General features: G+C 71.5%; 19 protein-coding genes, 1 tRNA gene and 2 pseudogenes. 8 read left to right on the forward strand and 14 right to left on the reverse strand.

What is annotated here, in order from left to right:
• Nucleotides 1-27 precede the first annotated feature (27 nt).
• From AC0KTA_RS19380 to AC0KTA_RS19400, 5 genes and pseudogenes are all read left to right on the forward strand, one after another.
• Nucleotides 28-774, forward strand: a complete 747-nt coding sequence (locus AC0KTA_RS19380; protein ID WP_481049489.1) for a response regulator transcription factor — start codon at nucleotides 28-30, stop codon at nucleotides 772-774.
• Nucleotides 771-1,661, forward strand: a pseudogene (locus AC0KTA_RS19385) (HAMP domain-containing protein); the annotation flags it as partial. The gene AC0KTA_RS19380 and the pseudogene AC0KTA_RS19385, both read left to right, overlap by 4 nt.
• Nucleotides 1,661-3,187, forward strand: a pseudogene (locus AC0KTA_RS19390) (mannosyltransferase YkcB-related protein); the annotation flags it as partial. The pseudogenes AC0KTA_RS19385 and AC0KTA_RS19390, both read left to right, overlap by 1 nt.
• A gap of 81 nt (nucleotides 3,188-3,268) precedes the next feature.
• Nucleotides 3,269-4,855 (forward strand): MFS transporter, encoded by a 1,587-nt coding sequence (locus AC0KTA_RS19395; protein ID WP_481049490.1) that lies wholly within the window; start codon nucleotides 3,269-3,271, stop codon nucleotides 4,853-4,855.
• Nucleotides 4,856-4,959: 104 nt separating this feature from the next.
• Complete coding sequence (locus AC0KTA_RS19400) at nucleotides 4,960-5,733, forward strand: TetR/AcrR family transcriptional regulator (protein WP_481049491.1); 774 nt, start codon at nucleotides 4,960-4,962, stop codon at nucleotides 5,731-5,733.
• 39 nt (nucleotides 5,734-5,772) lie between these two features.
• Here AC0KTA_RS19400 and AC0KTA_RS19405 read toward each other — a convergent pair whose 3' ends face one another.
• The 3 genes from AC0KTA_RS19405 to AC0KTA_RS19415 form a co-directional block, all read right to left on the reverse strand.
• Nucleotides 5,773-6,591 carry a YceI family protein gene (locus AC0KTA_RS19405; protein ID WP_481049492.1) on the reverse strand — a complete coding sequence of 273 codons (819 nt, stop codon included), beginning with the start codon at nucleotides 6,589-6,591 and terminating at the stop codon, nucleotides 5,773-5,775.
• Nucleotides 6,592-6,775: 184 nt separating this feature from the next.
• Nucleotides 6,776-9,283, reverse strand: a complete 2,508-nt coding sequence (locus tag AC0KTA_RS19410; RefSeq protein ID WP_481056484.1) for an MFS transporter — start codon at nucleotides 9,281-9,283, stop codon at nucleotides 6,776-6,778.
• A gap of 156 nt (nucleotides 9,284-9,439) precedes the next feature.
• Entirely contained in the window at nucleotides 9,440-9,934 is a 495-nt protein-coding gene (locus tag AC0KTA_RS19415) for a MarR family winged helix-turn-helix transcriptional regulator (RefSeq protein WP_481049493.1), read from the reverse strand.
• Between the two features lie 360 nt (nucleotides 9,935-10,294).
• Here AC0KTA_RS19415 and AC0KTA_RS19420 point away from each other — a divergent pair, with 360 nt between their 5' ends.
• Nucleotides 10,295-10,513, forward strand: coding sequence for a hypothetical protein (locus AC0KTA_RS19420; RefSeq protein WP_481049494.1), 219 nt, complete (start codon nucleotides 10,295-10,297; stop codon nucleotides 10,511-10,513).
• A gap of 30 nt (nucleotides 10,514-10,543) precedes the next feature.
• Here the strand turns inward: AC0KTA_RS19420 and AC0KTA_RS19425 are convergent, their stop codons facing one another.
• The 9 genes from AC0KTA_RS19425 to AC0KTA_RS19465 form a co-directional block, all read right to left on the reverse strand.
• Nucleotides 10,544-11,356 carry a hypothetical protein gene (locus AC0KTA_RS19425; RefSeq protein WP_481049495.1) on the reverse strand — a complete coding sequence of 271 codons (813 nt, stop codon included), beginning with the start codon at nucleotides 11,354-11,356 and terminating at the stop codon, nucleotides 10,544-10,546.
• 225 nt (nucleotides 11,357-11,581) lie between these two features.
• Complete coding sequence (locus AC0KTA_RS19430) at nucleotides 11,582-12,457, reverse strand: RNA polymerase sigma factor SigF (protein ID WP_481049496.1); 876 nt, start codon at nucleotides 12,455-12,457, stop codon at nucleotides 11,582-11,584.
• Nucleotides 12,458-12,700: 243 nt separating this feature from the next.
• Nucleotides 12,701-13,534 (reverse strand): RNA polymerase sigma factor SigF, encoded by an 834-nt coding sequence (locus AC0KTA_RS19435; protein ID WP_481049497.1) that lies wholly within the window; start codon nucleotides 13,532-13,534, stop codon nucleotides 12,701-12,703.
• Between the two features lie 231 nt (nucleotides 13,535-13,765).
• Nucleotides 13,766-14,059 carry a Dabb family protein gene (locus AC0KTA_RS19440; RefSeq protein ID WP_481049498.1) on the reverse strand — a complete coding sequence of 98 codons (294 nt, stop codon included), beginning with the start codon at nucleotides 14,057-14,059 and terminating at the stop codon, nucleotides 13,766-13,768.
• A gap of 80 nt (nucleotides 14,060-14,139) precedes the next feature.
• A complete protein-coding gene (locus tag AC0KTA_RS19445) occupies nucleotides 14,140-14,319 on the reverse strand; it encodes a hypothetical protein (RefSeq protein WP_481049499.1) in 180 nt (59 codons plus the stop codon).
• A 453-nt stretch (nucleotides 14,320-14,772) separates the two neighbouring features.
• Nucleotides 14,773-14,857 (reverse strand) — tRNA-Ser (locus tag AC0KTA_RS19450).
• Nucleotides 14,858-14,905: 48 nt separating this feature from the next.
• Nucleotides 14,906-15,358, reverse strand: coding sequence for a tRNA adenosine(34) deaminase TadA (tadA, locus tag AC0KTA_RS19455; protein ID WP_481056485.1), 453 nt, complete (start codon nucleotides 15,356-15,358; stop codon nucleotides 14,906-14,908).
• Between the two features lie 58 nt (nucleotides 15,359-15,416).
• Nucleotides 15,417-15,962: a tRNA adenosine deaminase-associated protein gene (locus AC0KTA_RS19460; protein WP_481056486.1), complete on the reverse strand. Its 546-nt coding sequence runs from the start codon at nucleotides 15,960-15,962 to the stop codon at nucleotides 15,417-15,419.
• Between the two features lie 192 nt (nucleotides 15,963-16,154).
• Nucleotides 16,155-16,352 (reverse strand): hypothetical protein, encoded by a 198-nt coding sequence (locus AC0KTA_RS19465; protein WP_189731691.1) that lies wholly within the window; start codon nucleotides 16,350-16,352, stop codon nucleotides 16,155-16,157.
• 92 nt (nucleotides 16,353-16,444) lie between these two features.
• On the opposite strand from AC0KTA_RS19465, the gene upp reads away from it, so the two are divergent.
• The gene (gene upp, locus AC0KTA_RS19470) at nucleotides 16,445-17,080 is read left to right on the forward strand and encodes a uracil phosphoribosyltransferase (RefSeq protein ID WP_481049500.1); all 636 of its coding nucleotides are present in this window, start codon (nucleotides 16,445-16,447) and stop codon (nucleotides 17,078-17,080) included.
• A gap of 209 nt (nucleotides 17,081-17,289) precedes the next feature.
• On the opposite strand, the gene AC0KTA_RS19475 is transcribed toward upp, so the two are convergent.
• Both AC0KTA_RS19475 and AC0KTA_RS19480 read right to left on the reverse strand, forming a co-directional pair.
• Nucleotides 17,290-17,949: a LytR C-terminal domain-containing protein gene (locus AC0KTA_RS19475; protein WP_481049501.1), complete on the reverse strand. Its 660-nt coding sequence runs from the start codon at nucleotides 17,947-17,949 to the stop codon at nucleotides 17,290-17,292.
• A gap of 123 nt (nucleotides 17,950-18,072) precedes the next feature.
• Complete coding sequence (locus tag AC0KTA_RS19480) at nucleotides 18,073-18,369, reverse strand: type II toxin-antitoxin system VapB family antitoxin (protein WP_003955420.1); 297 nt, start codon at nucleotides 18,367-18,369, stop codon at nucleotides 18,073-18,075.
• Between the two features lie 120 nt (nucleotides 18,370-18,489).
• On the opposite strand from AC0KTA_RS19480, the gene AC0KTA_RS19485 reads away from it, so the two are divergent.
• Nucleotides 18,490-20,193 (forward strand): helicase HerA-like domain-containing protein, encoded by a 1,704-nt coding sequence (locus tag AC0KTA_RS19485; RefSeq protein WP_481049502.1) that lies wholly within the window; start codon nucleotides 18,490-18,492, stop codon nucleotides 20,191-20,193.
• The last annotated feature ends 148 nt before the right edge of the window (nucleotides 20,194-20,341 follow it).

Below are 20,341 nucleotides of genomic sequence, written 5' to 3' on the forward strand. Positions count from 1 at the left end.
CTCACCGCCGCCGCCCAGGCTGAAGCCATGACGACGACCTCGCCCCAGGGGCGTACCGAACTGCTCAGGCCGGACGGGAGCCCCGTCCGCGTACTCGTCGTGGACGACGAGGTGTCGCTCACCGAGCTGCTGTCCATGGCGCTGCGCTACGAGGGCTGGGAGATCCGCAGCGCCGACGACGGCGCGGGCGCGGTGCGGGCCGCGCGGAGCTTCCGGCCCGACGCCGTCGTGCTCGACATGATGCTGCCGGACATGGACGGCCTTGCCGTGCTCGGGCGGCTGCGCCGCGAACTGCCGGACGTGCCGGTGCTGTTCCTGACCGCCAAGGACGCTGTCGAGGACCGCATCGCCGGGCTCACCGCGGGCGGCGACGACTATGTGACCAAGCCGTTCAGCCTCGAAGAGGTCGTGGCGCGGCTGCGCGGGCTCATCCGGCGGGCCGGGGCGTCCGGGCGGCGCAGCGAATCGGTGCTCGCCGTGGGCGACCTGACCCTCGACGAGGACAGCCACGAGGTGACGCGCGGCGGGGAGTCCATCCACCTGACGGCCACCGAGTTCGAGCTGCTCCGCTACCTCATGCGCAATCCGCGGCGCGTGCTCAGCAAGGCGCAGATCCTCGACCGGGTGTGGAGCTACGACTTCGGCGGCCAGGCCAACGTCGTCGAGCTCTACATCTCGTATCTGCGCAGGAAGATCGACGCGGGCCGGGAGCCGATGATCCACACGCGGCGGGGCGCCGGGTATCTGATCAAGCCCGCCACCGTGGCGGTGTGAGACTCCGGCGCGGCTCTCGCACCCTGCGCACCCGCCTCGTCGTCTCCGCCGTCGTGCTGATCGCCGTCGTGTGCGCGGTGATCGGCACGGTCACGACGATCGCGCTGCGGTCGCATCTGTACGAGCAGGTGGACGGGTCGCTGAAGCAGGTCGCGGCGCGGGCCGCCGGGCCGCCGCCATCCGGGACCGAGCTGCCCGGGGGACACCGCGGCAAGGGGCCGGACGACGGCAATCCGCTGAAGTTCGTCACGGTCGGCCCGCAGGAGATCGGCACCGTCGGCGCCGTGGTCGGCGAGGACGGCACCCTCACCGAGGGCGACGTCAGCACCGAGCCCGACGCGTCGAGCCGCTCCCCCGAATCCATCGGCAAGCCCCTCGACGCCGCCCAGCTCGCCGCCCTCGCCCGCGTGGCCCGCGACGGCGAGCCGCACACCGTGGACGTGCCGGACCTCGGCGAGTACCGCGTCGAGTACGCCACCGGCGTCAACGGCGACTACCTCGTCGGCCTCCCGACCACCAAGGTCACCAACACCCTCAACACCCTTGTCGTCACCGAGGCCGGCGTCACCGCCGCAGGACTGGTCGCCGCCTCGCTCGCGGGCGCGGCGATGGTCGGCGTGGCCCTGCGCCCCCTGCGCCGCGTCGCCGGCACGGCGACCCGCGTCTCCGAACTCCCCCTGCACAGCGGCGAAGTGGCCCTCCACGAACGCGTCCCCGACGCCGAGGCAGACGCCCGCACCGAGGTCGGCCAGGTCGGCGCCGCGCTCAACCGCATGCTCGACCACGTCCACTCGGCGCTGCACGCACGGCAGCGGAGCGAGACGCGCGTACGCCAGTTCGTCGCCGACGCCAGTCACGAGCTGCGCACTCCGCTCGCCTCCATCCGGAGCACGGGCGCACCAAGTGGCTGGTGTGGGCGGGCGTCGCGGTCGGCCTCGCCTTCCTCGCCAAGACGCTGCAGGCGTTCCTGATCCTGCCGCCGCTGGCCGTGTTGTACGTGGTGTGCGCGCCGGTGCGGCTCGGCAGGCGGCTCGGCCAACTCGCCCTGTCCGGGCTCGCGATGGTCGTCGCGGGCGGCTGGTGGGTCGCGGTCGTCGAGCTGTGGCCCGCGTCCTCGCGCCCGTACATAGGCGGCTCGCAGCACAACTCCTTCCTGGAGCTGACCTTCGGCTACAACGGCCTCGGCCGCATCAACGGCGAGGAGACCGGCAGCGTCGGCGGGGGCGGTGGGCCGGGCGGCGGTGGCGGCGGCGGTCGGTGGGGCGAGACCGGCATCGGCCGGATGTTCAACTCCGAGGTGGGCGGCCAGATCTCGTGGCTGCTCCCGGCCGCGCTGATCCTGCTGCTCGCGGGCCTGATCGTGACGTGGAGGGCGCGCAGGACGGACACGGCGCGGGCGGCGTTCGTCGCGTGGGGCGGCTCGCTCCTGACGACCGCGGCGGTCTTCAGCTTCATGGCCGGGATCTTCCACCAGTACTACACGGTGGCCCTCGCCCCCTACCTCGCGGCGCTCATCGGCATGGGCGCGACGGTGCTGTGGGAGGAGCGCGCCAAGTGGTGGGCGGGCACGGTGCTCGGCGCCGCCGTCGCGGTGACGGCCTGGTGGGCGTACGAACTCCTCGGCCGGACGCCCGACTACGTGCCGTGGCTGCGGACGGCGGTCCTGGTCGCGGGGCTCGCGGGCGCGGCGGGGCTGCTGCTCGCGGCACGCCTGAGCCGACGGCTCGCCCTGACGGCCGTGGGGCTCGGCTTGGCGGCCTCGCTCGCCGGTCCGGTGGCGTACGCCCTGTCCACGGTGGACACCCCGCACACCGGGTCGATCGTGACGGCGGGGCCCGCGGGGGCCGCGGGGGCGGGGCGGATGGGCGGCGGGCCGGGCGGTCCCGGCGGTGGGCCGGGCGGCGGCCCGGGCGGCGGCGGGATGCGCATGCCTGCGCACGGCCAGGGCCAGGGGCAGCCGCAGGCCGGGGGCCGGCCTCCCACCCAGCCCGGCCGAGCCCAAGGCCAGAACCAGCAACGCGGCCTCCTCGACGGCGCCCAAGTCGGCACCAAGGCAAAGCGGCTCCTGGAGCAGAACGCCGGGGACTACACCTGGACCGCCGCCGCGATCGGCGCCCAGAACGCCGCGAGCTACCAACTCGCCACCGGCGCCCCGGTGATGGCGATCGGCGGCTTCAACGGCAGCGACCCGTCGCCCACCCTCGCCCAGTTCAAGAGCTATGTGGCCGACGGCCGGATCCACTACTTCGTGGCGGGCTCAGGCACGGGAGGCGGCGGAATGGGCGAAGGCATGGGCGGCCGCGGTGGAAGCGAAGGCACCTCGTCGAAGATCACGTCATGGGTGGCGCAGAACTTCACCAAGGTCACGGCGGGCGACGCCACGTTCTACGACCTGACCAAGCCTCTGACCTAAGTCGCTGTACACCGTAAGGGAACTTCCTCTACGGTGTACGTCGCCCCCTCGGCGTACACCGTAGAAGAGAAGGAGCCTCGCATGACGGCGACCACCGCCGACACCCCTGAGGCGGCCGCCGCGCCCGACGGCCGCCACCCGCAGCGCTGGCTGATCCTCGGCGTCATCTGCCTGGCCCAGCTCACCGTGCTGCTTGACAACACCGTCCTGAGCGTCGCGATCCCCTCGCTCACCAGCGAGCTCGACGCCTCGTCGGCCGACATCCAGTGGATGATCAACGCGTACTCGCTCGTGCAGTCGGGCCTGCTGCTCACCGCGGGCAGCGCGGCCGACCGCTACGGCCGCAAGAAGCTGCTGACCGCGGGCCTGGCCCTGTTCGGCATCGGCTCGCTCGCGGCGGGCCTGGCCCAGTCCTCCGGGCAGCTCATCGCGGCGCGCGCGGGCATGGGCGTGGGCGGCGCGCTGCTGATGACGACGACGCTCGCGGTCGTCGTGCAGCTCTTCGACGACGCCGAGCGGGTCAAGGCGATCGGCCTGTGGGCGACCGTCAACTCCCTCGGCTTCGCCGCGGGTCCGCTGCTCGGCGGCTTCATGCTCAACCACTTCTGGTGGGGCTCGATCTTCCTGATCAACATCCCCGTGGCGCTGATCGGCATCCTCGCGGTGGTCAAGATGGTGCCCGAGTCCAAGAACCCGCAGGGCGACCGCCCCGACCTGCTCGGCGCGCTGCTCTCGACCATAGGCATGGCCTCGGTGGTGTACGCGATCATCTCCGGCCCCGAGCACGGCTGGACCTCGGGCCAGGTCCTGGTGTCGGCGGGCGTCGGCGTGGTGGTCCTCGGCGCCTTCGCGCTGTGGGAGCTGCGGATCCCGTACCCCATGCTGGACATGCACTTCTTCCAGAACAAGCGCTTCATCGGCGCGGTGATGGGCGCGGTCCTGGTGGCCTTCGGCCTCGGCGGCTCGCTGTTTCTGCTCACCCAGCACCTGCAGTTCGTGCTCGGCTACGAGCCGCTGGAGGCGGGGCTGCGCACGGCACCGCTGGCGGTCACCGTGATCCTGCTGAACCTGGTGGGCGTCGGCGCGCGGCTGCACGCCAAGCTGGGCACGCCCGGGACGATCTTCACGGGCATGACGATGCTGGCGGGCGGCCTGGCCGTGGTCGCGTCGTTCGGCGCGCACGACTACCCGGGCATGCTGGCGGGCCTTGTCCTGATGGGCGCGGGCATCGCGTTCGCCATGCCCGCGATGGCCAATGCCATCATGGGCGCGATCCCGGTGGAGAAGGCCGGCGTGGGCGCGGGCATCAACGGCACGCTGGCGGAGTTCGGCAACGGCCTCGGCGTCGCCGTGCTCGGCGCGGTCCTCAACTCCCGCTTCTCGGCGCTGGTCGCGGTGTCCGCGACGTCGTTCCCGGCGGCCCTCGCGGCGGCGGGCTCGGCGGGCGAGCGGGAGCGCATCGCGGACGCGTTCTCCTCCGGCCTGGAGACGAGTCAGCTCGTCGGCGCGGTGGCCCTGTTCCTCGGCGGCGCGCTGGCGGCGGCGTTGCTGTGGCGGGCGGAGAGGGCAGACTCGGTGCAGCGGGCGGCGGAGTCCGTGACGGCGGACACGGCGGGTACGGCAGACACGACTGGTACGGCGGACACCGACGGGAAGACGTCGGCATAGCATCGGGGCGGGCCGGCCGGATCGCTCCGGCCACCCGCCCCACCGAGACCCCGCCCCGAGAACAGCACGAGCATCCGTACCAGGAAGTACCAGGAAGGTGCGCCATGACGAAGGCAGCCGACCGCGCGAAGCGAGCGGCGCGCACGAGCGTCTGGCTGGAGGGCAAGGCGCCCCGAGGCACCGGCCGCAAGGGGGCCCAGCCGACCGGCCTCGACCGGGACCGCATCACCGAGGCCACCATCCGGCTCCTGGACGCGGAGGGCCTCGCCAAGTTCTCCATGCGCCGCCTCGCCGCCGAGCTGAACGTGACGGCGATGTCCGTGTACTGGTACGTGGACACGAAGGACGACCTGCTGGAGCTGGCGCTCGACCGGGTCGCCGAGGAGCTGCGGCTGCCCGACCCCGAGGCCGTCCCCGGCGAGTGGCGCGAGCAGCTGCGCGAACTGGCCGCCGGATACCGGGATCTGCTGGTCCGCCACCCCTGGGTGTCGCCGCTGATCGGCGAGTTCCTGAACATCGGGCCGAACTGGCTGGCGTTCTCCCTCGCCATCCAGCGGGCCGTACGGAACACCGGGCTCACGCCCTACCGCCAGAACGGGGCGATCGCCGCGGTGTTCCAGTTCGTGTACGGATTCGGGACCATCGAGGGCCACTTCATCGCGCGTTGCGCGGCCGCGGGGATGACCCAGGACGAGTACTTCAGGGACGCGGTCGGCACCGTGAACGAGGAACTCGCCACCAATGAGGCGGTGCGGTCCGCCCACGAGCTGATGGAGGCCCGGAGCGAGGGCACCGTCTCCGAGATGTGGGAACGGGACTTCACCATCGCCCTCGACCTGATGATCGCGGGCATCGAGGCGCTCCTCGACCGGGACTGAGGCCTCCGGGACGGCCGCCTCAGGGGCTGACGCCGCAGGTCAGGCCTGCGGCAGGCTGTCGCCCTGCACGGCCTGGATGTCCAGCTCCACCTTCAGCGTCGTGCCGATCGCGGAGATGCCCGCCTGGAGGACCTGGTTGTAGTTCATGGCGAAGTCCTCGCGGCGCAGTTCGGCGGTGGCGCGGAAGGCCGCGCGGGTGCCGCCCCAGGGGTCGGCGCCGGTGCCGAGGTAGGCCAGGTCGAGGTCGACGGGGCGCACGACGCCGTGCATGCCGAGCTCGCCGTGCACCGTCCACCGGTCGGACCCGGCGGGCTCGAGTCCGGTCGACCGGTAGGTGATCTCCGGGTACGTCTCGGCGTCCAGGAAGTCCGCGGACTTCAGGTGCCCGTCGCGCATCGCGTTGCCCGTGTCGACGGACGCGGCCCGGATCACGGCCTCGACCCGCGACTTCTCCAGGTCCTCGGCGATCTCGACCCGGCCGGAGAACTCGTCGAACCGCCCGCGCACGCTGGAGATCCCCAGGTGCTGGGCGACGGCGGCCACGGACGAGTGGACGGGGTCGATGGTCCACGGTCCGGGCGGCGGCAGCTCGGTGCCGCTGGCGCGGGCGAGGACCACATTGCCGACGTCGGCCCGCCCGCTCGCGGTGACGAGGGCGGTGGAGGCGGCGGGCGCGTACCCGACGGCGGTGACGATGACGGTGTACGGCCCGGCGGCCAGCTCCGTGGCGTCCCGCACCACGCCCTCCCCGTCGGCCCCGGCGCGCAGCACCTGCGCACCCGTCATGTCCGTGACCGTCACGACGGCGTGCGGCACCGCCCAGCCGTCCCGAGTCCGGATCCGCGCGTTGAGTCCCACGTTTCTTTCTCCTTGCCGAAGTCCACAAGGCCGCGCACCACAAGGCCACAGCCCGCAAAAGCAATCGGCCCCCCGGCGGTGGCGACCGGCCGTCCCCAACCGTCGCGTCGCCACCGTCCCGGGGGCCCTACCGCACCGCCCGGGGGCCGCGTCCGCTCGAAGCGCGGCCCCAGGGCGGGGTCAACTACTCGCCCGGGTGGGCGAGTTCGATGTCGTGCCCGACGACGCTGCCGCCGTCGCCGCCGGTGCCCCCGACCGTCAGGCCGGTGGCGACGGGCGGGTACCCGGTCGCGATGACCGTGTACTCGCCGCCGTCCAGGTCGGTGAAGGCGTACTCGCCGTCCGCACCGGTCGTGGCGGTGGCCACGACATTGCCGGCCGCGTCGACGAGGGTGACGCGCGCGTCGTTCAGCGGCTCGCCCGCGGCCCGCACGGTGCCGAGCACCCGCGCGCCGGAGCGCAGTTCGACCTCGACGCGGGTGACGCCCACGCCGGACACCTCGACGGGCAGCGCCACCGGCCGGTGACCCGCCGCGTTCACGGCGACGGTCACGGGCCCGGGCACCAGCTCGGCGAAGGCGAAGTCGCCCTGTTCACCGGAGGTCCCGGTGGCGAGCACGTCGCCGCGCACATCGGTCACGACGACCATCGCCCCTGCCACGGGCAGCTTGGCGTCGGCGGTGCGCACGAGCCCGCTGAGCCCGCTGGTGCCGCTGAGCAGCAGGTCGTACGCGAGGGGCTCCTCGCCGACCACGACGGTCGAGGCCTGCGGCTGGAAGCCGTCGGCGGAGGCGATGAGGACGTACGAACCGGCGCCGGGCGCGTCCACCGCGTACGAGCCGTCGTCCTGGGCGACCGCCCGGCCCACCTGCCGCCCGCCGAGCGAGATCAGCGTGACCGCGGCCCGCGGCACGGGCGCGCTCTCGGCGCCGCGGACGAAGCCGCGGACCGGGACGCCACCGGTGGCCTGCGCGGACGCGTCACCGGAGCCCGCGCCCGCGACGGACGCCACGGCGGCGAGCCGCTGGGTGCCCTCGGGGCCGGTCCCGGTGTGCGCGGCCACGGAGGCGAGCACGGGCTCGTCGGCGACAGGCGCGACCGGGGCGGCGGCGGAGGCGGCCGAGACGGCGGGGGCCGCCGCGGGAGCGGGGGAGGACGACTCGGCGATCTGCGCCGCCGCCCCCGCCGTCCTCAGCGGCACCTCCTTGATGAACAGCGTCACGAGGAACGCGGCGAACGCGATCGGCGCGGCGATCAGGAACACGTCCGCGATGCCGTGGCCGTAGGCGCTCTCCATCACGGTCCGCAGCGGCGCGGGCAGCGCGTCCAGGTCGGGGATGCCGCCCCCGCCGGTGCCGCCGTGCCCTGCCGCTGCGCCCTTCGGACCGAGGTCGGCGAGGCCGTCCTTGACGTAGTCGGTGATGCGCGTGGCCATCACGGAGCCGAGCGCGGAGACGCCCATGGCGCCGCCGAGGGACCGGAAGAAGGTGACGACGGAGCTGGCGGCGCCGATGTCCTCGGGCGCGACCTGGTTCTGCGTGCACAGCACCAGGTTCTGCATCATCATGCCGATGCCGAGGCCCATCAGGGCCATGTAGCAGGCGATGTGCCAGTACGCGGTGTCGTACCGCATGGTGCCGAGAAGCCCCAGACCGGCGGTCAGCAGCACACCACCGCTGACCAGCCAGGCCTTCCACCGGCCCGTCTTGGTGATCAACTGCCCCGAGACGGTGGACGAGACGAACAGCCCCGCGATCATCGGGATCGTCATGACCCCGGACATCGTCGGCGACTTGCCGCGCGCCAGCTGGAAGTACTGGCTGAAGAACACGGTGCCCGTGAACATCGCGACACCCACGAACAGCGAGGCGATCGAGGCCAGCGTGATGGTGCGGTTGCGGAACAGCCGCAGCGGGATGATCGGCTCGCTCGCCCTGGACTCGACGAGCAGGAACAGCAGGCCGAGCACGATCGCGCCGCCCACCATCGAGTACGTCTGCCACGACAGCCACTCGTACTTCTTGCCGGAGCCGGAGCCCGCGAACGTCACCCACACCAGGAGCAGCGAGACGGCGGCCGTGATGAAGAAGGCGCCGCCCCAGTCGACCTTCACTTCCCGCTTCATGACGGGCAGCTTCAGGGTCTTCTGCAGCACGATCAGGGCGATGATCGCGAACGGCACGCCGACGTAGAAGCACCAGCGCCAGCCGAGCCACGAGGTGTCGGTGATGACACCGCCGAGGAGCGGGCCGCCGACGGTGGCGACGGCGAAGGTCGCGCCGAGGTAGCCGGAGTAACGGCCGCGCTCGCGCGGGGCGATCATCGCGGCCATGACGATCTGGGCGAGCGCCGACAGACCGCCGACGCCGATGCCCTGCACCACGCGGCAGGCGATCAGCATCCCGGCGTTCTGCGAGAGACCGGCCACGACCGAGCCGAGCACATAGATGACCAGGGCTATCTGGACGAGCGCCTTCTTGCTGAACAGGTCGGAGAGCTTGCCCCACAGCGGGGTGCTCGCCGTCATCGACAGCAGCGCGGCGGTGACGACCCAGGTGTAGGCGGACTGGCCGCCGCCGAGGTCACCGATGATCTCGGGCAGGGCGTTGGAGACGATCGTCGACGACAGGATCGCGACGAACATGCCGAGCAGGAGGCCGGAGAGCGCCTCCATGATCTGCCGGTGCGACATCGGCGCACCGTCGGCGCCGCCGCCGTGCCCTCCGTGCGCTCCGTGCTTGGCATGGGCGCCCCGCACACCGGCCGGTGTGGATGTTGCCATGGGCTTCCTTTTCCTGGTTCTTACGCGGGTGTACGGGTTGTTCTCACGCGGATGTACGAGGCGTACTCACGCGGGTGTACGGGTTGCTTCCTCGGTCGCGTGCGAGGTCTCGGGAAGCCGGGCCGAAGCCGCGCGGCAGTCCCCGAAGCTGGCACGCAGGCGCGCGAGCAACGCGCTCAACGAGCCGACGTCGTCGTCGGACCAGTCGTGCAGGTAGTGGGCGAGCGTCCGCATGGACAGCTCGGACAGCTCCGCGAACTTGACCTCGCCCGCGGGCGTGAGCCGCAGGATGCGCGAGCGCTTGTCCGCGGGGTCGGGGGCCCGGTCGATCCAGCCGCGCTCCGCGACGTGCGCGACATGGCGGCTGGTCACCGACATGTCGACGGCGAGCAGCTCGGCGAGCCTGCTCATCCGCATCTCGCCGTGCCGCTGCAGCAGCGTGAGCACGGCGGCGGAGCCGCCCGGGCAGTCCGCGGGCAGGCCACGGCCGAGGCCGCGCTTCACGGCGCCGATGGCGCTGAGCTGGCGGGCCAGCTCCTCGTATTCACGCTGTGCGGCCACGGACCCACCCTCACTTTCGTTGCTTAGGGCAACCATAAAGACAGTTGGTTGCCGCAGGCAAACTAAAACCGGACCAACGGCCTAAAGGCCTGGCAAAGGTCTCGGAGCCCACCCGTAAAGTCGCCGGTCAGCGGGGGTTGGGCCGGGCGGCGGGGATTCGCTAGGGCGTGTCCGATGGGTCCGGTCGGCTGTGTTCCGGGTGCCTGTCTGTGGGGCCGAGCGGTGTCTGGTGCGTGCGGCTGCAAGGCGGAGGAGGGCGTCGACGCGGAGCGTCGGCAACCGACGACAACGCCGCAGACGTGCGTGCCAGGCACCGCGACGCTGGCAGGACCCATCGGGCATGCCCTAGGGTCCTGCTCCATGGCACACAACCCCCATGCTCCCCAGGGCCCCGAGGGCCAGCCGGACCCGGCGGGCTCCACCCAGATGTTCCGCGCCTTCGTCGACGAGGCGCCGCAGGGCGGCCGCGGCGCCCAGCGGCAGGCGGCGGCCCCGGCGGGCCCCCGCATCGGCCTCATCGTCGGCGTGATCGCGGCGGTCGTGATCGTGGCCGCGGTCGCCTGGCTGGCGCTGAAGTAACGGTCCCGCTGATCAGGCCGGCTTGATCGGCTACTTCCACTCCACGTCGACGTCGCGCGTCTCGACGTGCATGCCGAGCGGAACGCGCCACCAGTCGACACAAATCGGCCAAGTCTTCTTGACGGTCTTCCCGGCCCCGATGGGCGCCGGGAGCTTCCGCGTGGACTCGATGGTCCCCCAGTCCACGCCGAGGGCGCCGATGATGTGCGTACCGAACGTGACGCGGCCCGAACGCACCGCTGAGCCACCGGTGTTGCGGAAGCTGACGGTCACGTCCTCGCACCAGCGCTTTTCCGCGGGCGCGCGCCGGGGCTCGCCGACCTTGAGGGCGGCGGGGCCGGGCGGGGCGCTGGTGCCGGGGGCGGACGGCGCCGACGGCGAGTGCGGTTTCTCGCCGCCCGGGGTGCCGGGGCGGGCGCCCTCGTTGCCCTCGCCGTCCCCGTCGTTGTCGTCGCCGCCACGGTCCGGTGGCGCGCCGCCCGGTGTGTCCGTCGGGCGTGAAACCCCGCCGCTGTCGGGCGACTTGTCGTCCGGTCCTGGTGTTGCCCCCGAACTGCCGCCGGACCCCGGGCCGTTGCCGTCGCCCTCGGCTCTGGCGCCCGCGTCGCCGCCCTCGCCGCCTCCCCGGGAGGGCTTGCCGCCGGGCCCGCCGGACGGCTTCCCGGAAGGCCGGCCGTCCAGCGGCACGTACTCCACGTCCCCGCTGGGTGCCACGGCCTCGCCACGGCTCTTCTCCGGGCCGTTCCCGGCCGCACCGGTGGCCACATAGCCGTCGCGTCCGTCGCCGCCGCAGGCGGCAAGCAGGCCGCCCAGGCACAGCAGCGCCGCCGAGGCGCCTGCCATCGCGCCCCGGCGGCCACGTCCGCCTCTCCACGCACCACGAAGCATCGCGCCAGTGTGGCTGACGCCCCGTCAATTAGGAACCCTGTCAGCAGGAATCCGCGCGATCCATCGGAACAGTCACGCGATCCACCGGAACGGCCACGCGACCCGCCGGAACGGCCGCACGACCCGCCGGAGCGGTCGCACGATCGGCCGGAGCGGTCGCGCGACCCCCCGCCGACCCGGTCAGTCGCCGATCAGCCCTTCCCGCAGCTGCGCCAGCGTCCGCGTGAGCAGCCGTGAGACGTGCATCTGCGAGATGCCGACCTCCTCGCCGATCTGCGACTGCGTCATGTTCGCGAAGAACCGCAGCATGATGATGCGGCGCTCGCGCGGTGGCAGCTTGGCGAGGAGCGGCTTCAGGGACTCGCGGTACTCGACGCCCTCCAGGGCCGAGTCCTCGTACCCGAGGCGGTCCGCGAGGGAGCCCTCGCCGCCGTCGTCCTCGGGGGCGGGCGAGTCGAGCGAGGAGGCGGTGTACGCGTTGCCGACGGCGAGGCCGTCGACCACGTCCTCCTCGGACACGCCGAGCACGGCGGCCAGTTCGGGCACCGTGGGCGAGCGGTCCAGGCGCTGGGCCAGGTCGTCGCTGGCCTTCGTCAGGGCGAGCCGCAGCTCCTGGAGCCGGCGCGGCACGCGCACGGACCAACTGGTGTCCCGGAAGAAGCGCTTGATCTCACCGACGACGGTCGGCATCGCGAACGTCGGGAACTCCACGCCGCGTTCGCAGTCGAAGCGGTCGATCGCCTTGATCAGGCCGATGGTGCCGACCTGGACGATGTCCTCCATCGGTTCGTTGCGGCTGCGGAAGCGCGCCGCCGCGTACCGAACGAGGGGGAGGTTGAGCTCGATCAGGGTGTCTCTGACGTAGGCACGCTCGGGGCTGTCCTGGTCGAGCGCGGCGAGCCGCAGGAAGAGGGAGCGGGACAGGGTGCGGGTGTCGATGGCTCCCGGGGCCGGGGATACGGCCTCGGAACCGTTGAGCGCGTCGGGCGCTGATTCGCTCGCACTGTCTTCGAGCGTGAGCGTGAGCACCTTCGAGCTGCCCTGGTCTGCGGACATGCCACCCCCTTGAGGTCGCGGACGGTCGCGGCCGGCGCTCCGCCGAAGGAACGCAGCCTCCACCTGAATACCGGCGGTGGGGCCCCGGCAAACGCGGTTCCAGCAGAATGTCACATGTCGGCAACACGCTGTAGTGACTTGTCGACAAGTGAGGGTGACGTCCGTGCAGGAAAGAGGGGGTCTGAGACTTTTTCGGCCCCGACTCCGTCGGTAACGGCCAAAAGACTGTTCCACCCGATACGGTTACGCCTCGATCCGATTTGCGGACCGAAGCCGCGCGAAGCTTCTGGCCAGCAGTCGTGACACATGCATCTGGGAAACGCCCAATTCCGCGCTGATCTGTGACTGGGTCAGATTGCTGTAGTAGCGCAGCAGCAGGATCCGCTGTTCCCGCTCGGGCAGTTGGACGAGCAGATGCCGTACGAGATCGCGGTGCTCCACGCCGTCCAGGGCCGGATCCTCGTACCCGAGCCGGTCGACGAGGCCGGGCAGCCCGTCGCCCTCCTGCGCGGCCTCCAGGGACGTCGCGTGGTACGAGCGTCCGGCCTCGATGCAGGAGAGCACCTCCTCCTCGGTGATCCGCAGCCGCTCGGCGATCTCGGCGGTGGTGGGCGAGCGCCCGAAGGCCGTGGTCAGGTCCTCGGTCGCCCCGGTGACCTGCACCCACAGCTCGTGCAGCCGCCTCGGTACGTGGACGGTGCGCACGTTGTCGCGGAAGTACCGCTTGATCTCGCCGACGACGGTGGGCATGGCGAAGGTCGGGAACTGCACGCCGCGGTCGGGGTCGAAGCGGTCGATGGCGTTGATGAGCCCGATGGTGCCGACCTGGACGACGTCCTCCATCGGCTCGTTGCGGCTGCGGAAGCGGGCGGCGGCGTACCGGACCAGGGGCAGGTTCGCCTCGATGAGCGCCCCGCGCACCCTGCTGTGCTCGGCGGTGCCCGGCTCGAGCTCCTTGAGCTGGGCGAACAGGACCTGGGTGAGGGCGCGGGTGTCGGCGCCCCGGGTGCTCGGCGCCTTCGCGGGCGGCACCTCGGGGGCTTCGGGCGCAGAACTGGCCGGCACGGTCAACGCCACCCCTTCTCCCGCGAGTCCGGCAGAGCTCGGTCAAGCTCGGTCGATCTCGGTCAACTCATCCGTCAAAAGCGGTCATAGCATCACAAGACATGTGCACTGTGTGCAAGCACCCGATAACTCCGTGTTGAGCGGCAAGTTGGGGCAGAAGACGCGAAGAGGCCCCGCACCATTCCGGTGCGGGGCCTCGGGAAGTTCTCGCGTGCGGGGCCCGTGGGGAAGGGCCCGCGCGGGTCAGAACTCGTAGTCGGCGATCACCCACGTGGCGAACTCGCGCCACGGCGCGACACCCGCCTGGTGGGCCGGGTGCTCCAGGTACCGCACCAGCGCATCGCTGTCGTCGACGGCCGAGTTGATGGCGTAGTCGTACGCGATGGGCCGCTCGGAGATGTTCCAGCCGCACTCCCAGAACCGCAGCTCGGGGATGAGCCCGCCGAGCTCCTCGAAGGCCTTGGCGGCGGCGACGACGCGCGGGTCGTCGCGCTCGACGCCGTCGTTGAGCTTGAAGAGGACCAGATGGCGGATCACGGGCGCTCCCAGCGGGTCGGGCAGTCGGGCCGCCGGGCTGCCCGGCTGCCCGGCTGCCCGGCTGCCGGACGGTACGGCGGTCAGTCGTCCTTGCCGCCGTTGGCGACCCACGTCATGAAGTCGCCGATGGCGTTGGCGGCGTTCGAAATGCCCTCGAACCCTACCTGGACGTAGTCCGCGGCCTTTTCCGGGTCGGTGATGATCACGTACAGGACGAACACCACGAGCACGAAGAGAACGATCTTCTTCGGGTCCTTCACGCTGTGGCCTCCCCTAGCCCGCTCATCCCCGTACTCATCCCCACCCCGTGGGCCGCTTGTTCCGCGGTTTGTTCCGCCTGTGCCGGGCGAGTCTAACGTGGCCCGAACTCACCTGGTTTTTAAGGACCAATGACCCGGCGGCACAGGCCCTTGGACTGCGGGTTCGCGGATTGACGAGGAGCAGGATGGGTGGTGAGCCCGGCGGATCTGGCAGGAATCACCGGGCGCGGGACTGGACTCCACTGCGGGGTCCGCGCCGTCCGCTTCCCCCGGTGACGGCGTTGACTTGTGAGTTCCGGTCCTCATCGGGGGAAGCGGCTTGTCCCCCCGATGCCGCTTCCCCCGTCCTATCGGGAGAAGGCCCCGGTGCCATGGCGGCGCCGGGGTTTTTCCGTGCCTAGGGCCGAAAAGTGAAGGGCCCCGTCCGTGTGGACGGGGCCCTTCAATCAAGAGCGGTAGCGGAGGGATTTGAACCCTCGGTGACTTGCGCCACACTCGCTTTCGAGGCGAGCTCCTTCGGCCGCTCGGACACGCTACCGAGAGAGATCCTAGCCCAAGGTGGGCCGTGCTCTGAAATCCGTTTGGGCTATGCCCCGGGGGGCGGGGTGCCGCGGTCGCGGAAGAAGCTCGTGAGGAGCCGCGCGCAGTCCTCGGCGAGGACGCCTTCGATCACCTCGGGCCGGTGGTTGAGCCGCCGGTCGCGCAGCAGGTCCCACAGGGAGCCCGCGGCACCGGCCTTGGCGTCACGGGCGCCGTACACCACCCGGTCCACCCGGGACTGCTGCAGCGCGCCCGCGCACATCACGCACGGCTCCAGCGTGACGACGAGCGTGCAGCCGGGCAGCCGCCACGAGCCGAGCTTCGCCGCGGCCCGGCGCAGCGCGAGCACCTCCGCGTGGGCGGTCGGGTCGGCGGCGGCCTCGCGTTCGTTGTGCCCGGTGGCCAGGACCGTCTCGCCGTCCACGGACAGCACGACAGCGCCGACGGGCACGTCACCGCCCCGGACGGCCCGTTCGGCCTCGTCCAGGGCGATCCGCATCGGCGCCCGCCAGCGGTCTCGTACCGGATCTGGGAGTTGTGTCACACAGCGAACTTACTTAACGGACGGTTTCGAGGACCTCCGCGGCTCCGAGGATGTCGGCGATCTCGTTGAGCGCGTCGCCGCTCTCCAGACCGAGCAGGTCCTTCTCCGGCACGCCGAGGTCGCTGAGGATCTCCGTGTCCCCGAGCGGCCCCGCCGGCACGGCGTCGCCCGTGGCCTCCGCCCCGTCCGGCTCGTCGTCGGCCTCGGACTCGCCGTCCTCCGTGCCGTCGAGGTCGAGCGCGTCCAGGTCGTCCGCCGAGTCGTCCGGGTCGCGGCCCAGCATCTCGTCGGTGAGCAGGATCTCGCCGTAGGCGCTGCGGGCGGCGGCGGCCGCGTCCGAGACGTACACGCGCGGGTCGTCCTCACCGTCCACCCGGACGACGCCGAACCAGGCGTCTTCCTGTTCGATGAAGACGAGCACCGTGTCGTCGGCCTCGACCTCGTCCCGGTGCTCCCGGGCCAGGTCGGTCAGATCCGACAGGGTCTCCACATTGTCGAGCTCCGTGTCGCTCGCTTCCCACCCGTCTTCGGTGCGCGCGAGCAGTGCGGCGAAGTACACCGTGACTCTCCCACTGTTCATAGGCGCCGGTTGGGGATCCCCCCGGCGGACGTCGGGGGCGGGAGTGCTGTTCCAAGCCCCGCCCACTCGGAATCGTGGCAGAAACAACGGCTCCAGGAGAGGTCTTCCGGCCGCTGTGTCCGCGTCGCGTTTCGAATCACAGGCCGCGTGCGCGCCGCGGCCCCCTCGCGGCTACCAGCGGAACGTACGCATACGCATCGCCTGTCGCAGTCTGGCCGCCCGGGCGCGGCGCGGTGTCACCCGGGCCCGCAGCTCGCGGGCCTCGGCGAGCTCGTGCAGGAACTGGGCCCGGCGCCTGCGTCGCTCGGCGTCGGTCTCGCGTGCTTCCCGGTCGGGCATCGGCCACACCACCCCAGTTCGTACGTCCACCTTCCCTCTGTGGCCGGGATTGATGCCACAGCGGGGGATCAGGAGGCCCGCGGGGGGATCGGGGGGCCAGTTCGCCCGGTTACTGTTGAACAATGCGGATCCACGTCGTCGACCACCCGCTGGTGGCGCACAAACTCACCACGCTGCGCGACAAGCGCACCGACTCCCCGACCTTCCGGCGCCTGGCCGACGAGCTGGTCACCCTGCTCGCGTACGAGGCCACCCGGGACGTGCGCACCGAGCAGGTCGACATCGACACCCCGGTGACCCGGACCACCGGCGTCAAGCTCTCGCATCCGCGGCCGCTGGTCGTGCCGATCCTGCGCGCCGGTCTCGGCATGCTCGACGGCATGGTCCGGCTCCTGCCGACCGCGGAGGTCGGCTTCCTCGGCATGATCCGCAACGAGGAGACGCTGCAGGCGTCCACGTACGCGACCCGCATGCCCGAGGACCTCTCCGGCCGTCAGGTGTACGTCCTCGACCCGATGCTGGCCACCGGCGGCACGCTGGTCGCCGCGATCCAGGAGCTGATCAAGCGCGGCGCGGACGACGTGACCGCCGTCGTGCTCCTCGCCGCCCCCGAGGGCGTCGAGGTCATGGAACGGGAGCTGGCGGGGACGCCGGTGACCGTGGTGACGGCGGCGGTGGACGAGCAGCTCAACGAGAACGGGTACATCGTGCCGGGGCTCGGCGACGCGGGGGACCGGATGTACGGGGCCGCGGAGTAGTACGGCGGTACGCCGGGATGTGCGGGGCCGCCGAGTAGCGCCTCGGGGTACGTCTGGGCGGGCGGTGGTCGGGCTGGTCCCGGGGGTCCGGTTTGGTCTCGGGCTGGTCCCGGGGGCCCGATCGGGTCCCGGGTTGGTCCGCTTTGTTCTGCGGGGCCGCTCGCTGTTCTGTGGCGTCGGCTCGTTCTGTTCTGCTGAGGCCTGGGGTCTCAGCAGTTCTTGCCGTCGGTCGACTCCGCTTTTTCGGGTGTCCGCTCGGGCTTGGCCAGTGCCGCCATGGCCCTGTCGGCGTCCTCCTTCTTCGCCAGGTCCTTGAACCGGCTGCCGAGGATCAGGTCGACCTCCCCGCCCTTGCGGGTGTCCGTCTGCTTCTCGGCGCCCGCGACCTGGGTGCCGAGCACCGGCAGCGCGGTGTCGGTGGCCGATTTCGCGCCGAGCACTATCCCGGGGCCCTCGACCTTCTTGTCGAACGCCTCCGTCGCGTTGCCCACCTTGCCGATGGCGAAGCCGCGCTTCTTCAGCTCGTCGGCCGCGTCCTTGGCGAGGCCGCTGCGCGGGGTCGCGTTGAAGACGTTGACGGTGATCTGGCCCGGCTTGGGGAGAGGTTTCTGCTTGGCCTGCCGCGCGGGGTCCGCCGGTGCCTTCTTCGTCGCGCAGTCCTTCGTCCCGCCCGCCGCCGACGCCTTGTCGTCGCCGGTGAACACGTCGATGAGCTGCAGGCTGCCCCAGCCGAGCAGGCCTGCCACGGCGAGCGACGCGACGGCCGCGAGCACGATCCGGCGACGGCCGCGCGGGCGGCGCATACGCGGGTATTTGTCCCCCGTGATGCGGTACTTGCCGCCCATGCCGGGGGGAGTGAGCATGCTCATGGGCGCAGCGTAGTGCTGTGCGGCGGCGATGCCTACTAAATGATCATTGCTCGGTGGCCAGTCCGACCCGATCGGCGGCCAGGCCAACCCGAAAGGGCCAATGCGGACCGGGCCGGGGGCGGATCAGCCCAGTTCGAGCACGCGGGCGTGCAGCACCTGGCGCTGCTGGAGCGCGGCGCGGACGGCGCGGTGCAGTCCGTCCTCCAGGTACAGGTCGCCCTGCCACTTCACGACGTGCGCGAAGAGGTCGCCGTAGAACGTGGAGTCCTCGGCCAGCAGCGTTTCCAGATCGAGCTGGCCCTTGGTCGTCACGAGCTGATCGAGGCGGACCGGGCGCGGCGCGACGTCCGCCCACTGCCGGGTGCTTTCCCGGCCGTGGTCGGGGTACGGCCGGCCGTTTCCGATGCGCTTGAAGATCACACGGAAAGCCTACCGGTCAAGGCTCTCCGGGCGCAGCCTCGGCGGCCGAGTGTGACCCTGGGAAATGCCGCCGGAAACCGGGGCAAACCGGAAACTCTCAAGCCGGGAGCAGGGGTCGAAGTGAGCGACAGCCAGCCGATGCCGTCCACACCCGAGGGCGGGAATCCCCCGAACGAGTCCGTGTCCGGTGCCGGGGTGACGCCCACCGGGGGTGGGGTGGCCGCGTCCGGCGGTGGTGCGGTGCCGTCCGGCGGTGGGGCGGCCGCGTCCGGCGGTGGCGCCGTGGCGGACGCGTTGCCCCCGGAGGCCGCCGCGATCGTTGCCGGGTACGCCTTCGGTGGGCCCGCGCTCGATCTCGGTGCCCTGTTGTGGGACGGGCAGTGCCACCCGGACGCCCAGGTGCGGATTCCGCTCCCCATGCTCAACCGGCACGGCCTCGTCGCCGGTGCCACCGGCACCGGCAAGACCAAGACCCTTCAGCTCATCGCCGAACAGCTCTCCGTCCAGGGCGTGCCCGTCTTCCTGGCCGACATCAAGGGCGACGTCTCCGGCATCTCCGCGCCGGGCGCGGTGAACGACAAAGTCACCGCGCGGGCGCGGGACGTGGGGCAGGCGTGGGAACCCCGCGGGTTCCCCTGCGAGTTCTACGCCCTCGGCGGCATGGGCGTCGGCATCCCGGTGCGGGCCACCATCACCAGCTTCGGGCCGCTCCTGCTCTCCAAGGTGCTCCAGCTCAACCAGACCCAGGAGCAGTCGCTCGGGCTGATCTTCCACTACGCCGACCAGAAGGGCCTCGAACTCGTCGACCTGAAGGACCTGCGCGCCGTCGTCGCGTTCCTCACCTCCGACGAGGGCAAGCCCGAGCTCAAGAACATCGGCGGGCTCTCCACCGCCACCGCCGGGGTCATCCTGCGGGCGCTGACCTCGTTCGAGGCGCAGGGGATGGGGGACTTCTTCGGGGAGCCGGAGTTCGACACCAGTGAGTTGCTGCGGGGCGCGGCGGAGGGGGGTGGGCTGGTCTCCGTACTTGAACTTCCCTCCGTGCAGGACAAGCCTGCTCTTTTCTCCACCTTTTTGATGTGGCTCCTCGCCGACCTGTACCACGATCTTCCTGAGGTCGGAGATCTCGACAAGCCCAAGCTCGTCTTCTTCTTCGACGAGGCCCACCTGCTGTTCAGCGGCGCCTCCAAGGCCTTCCTGGAGTCGATCACTCAGACCGTGCGGCTCATTCGGTCCAAGGGCGTCGGCGTCTTTTTTGTCACCCAGACCCCGAAGGACGTGCCCGCCGACGTCCTCGCGCAGCTCGGCAACCGGGTGCAGCACGCACTGCGCGCCTTCACACCGGAAGACGAGAAGGCCCTCAAGGCCACTGTCCGTACGTTCCCGAACTCCGCGTACGACCTGGAGGAGACGCTCACCGGTCTCGGCACGGGGGAGGCCGTCGTCACCGTCCTCAGCGAGAAGGGCGCGCCCACGCCCGTCGCGGTCACGCGGCTGCGGGCGCCGCAGTCGCTGATGGGGCCGGTGGAGGCGGGGGCGCTGGAGCGGGCCATCCGGGAGTCGCCGCTGCACGGGCGGTATGCGGAGGCTGTGGACCGGGAGTCTGCGTACGAGAAGTTGAGTGCGCGAGCTCCTGCGGAGGCCCCGGCGGGCGCGGAGGCTCCGCGGGAGCGGGAGCGGGAGCAGGCGAAGGGTGGTGGGGGGTCTGTTGTTGAGCAGGTGGTCGGCAGCGGGATGTTCAAGTCGTTGCTGCGGTCCATGGGTACGCAGATTGGTCGGGAGATCTCCCGGTCGGTTTTTGGGACCGCCCGTCGTCGCCGGTAGCGGCTTTCCCTTTGTGGGGGTTGCGCCGCCCATTGTTCGGTTGTGGGGCGGGGCCGCGCCGGTATGTCCGTGCTCGCGCCTGGGGCGCCAGAAACGTTGTCGGTACGGACGGCGTGGTCGGGCGAGCTGCGCGCGGACATACCGGCAC

It is taken from the genome of Streptomyces sp. Y309 (assembly GCF_056712025.1).

Excerpts from the sequence above, each read along its gene's own strand:
- upp (WP_481049500.1), top strand. The coding sequence starts at position 16,445 with ATGCGGATCCACGTCGTCGACCACCCGCTGGTGGCGCACAAACTCACC.
- AC0KTA_RS19395 (WP_481049490.1), top strand. The coding sequence starts at position 3,269 with ATGACGGCGACCACCGCCGACACCCCTGAGGCGGCCGCCGCGCCCGAC.
- AC0KTA_RS19425 (WP_481049495.1), bottom strand. The coding sequence starts at position 11,356 with ATGGCAGGCGCCTCGGCGGCGCTGCTGTGCCTGGGCGGCCTGCTTGCC.
- AC0KTA_RS19420 (WP_481049494.1), top strand. The coding sequence starts at position 10,295 with ATGGCACACAACCCCCATGCTCCCCAGGGCCCCGAGGGCCAGCCGGAC.
- AC0KTA_RS19430 (WP_481049496.1), bottom strand. The coding sequence starts at position 12,457 with ATGTCCGCAGACCAGGGCAGCTCGAAGGTGCTCACGCTCACGCTCGAA.
- tadA (WP_481056485.1), bottom strand. The coding sequence starts at position 15,358 with ATGCGGATCGCCCTGGACGAGGCCGAACGGGCCGTCCGGGGCGGTGAC.
- AC0KTA_RS19400 (WP_481049491.1), top strand. The coding sequence starts at position 4,960 with ATGACGAAGGCAGCCGACCGCGCGAAGCGAGCGGCGCGCACGAGCGTC.
- AC0KTA_RS19475 (WP_481049501.1), bottom strand. The coding sequence starts at position 17,949 with ATGAGCATGCTCACTCCCCCCGGCATGGGCGGCAAGTACCGCATCACG.
- AC0KTA_RS19410 (WP_481056484.1), bottom strand. The coding sequence starts at position 9,283 with ATGTCGCACCGGCAGATCATGGAGGCGCTCTCCGGCCTCCTGCTCGGC.
- AC0KTA_RS19380 (WP_481049489.1), top strand. The coding sequence starts at position 28 with ATGACGACGACCTCGCCCCAGGGGCGTACCGAACTGCTCAGGCCGGAC.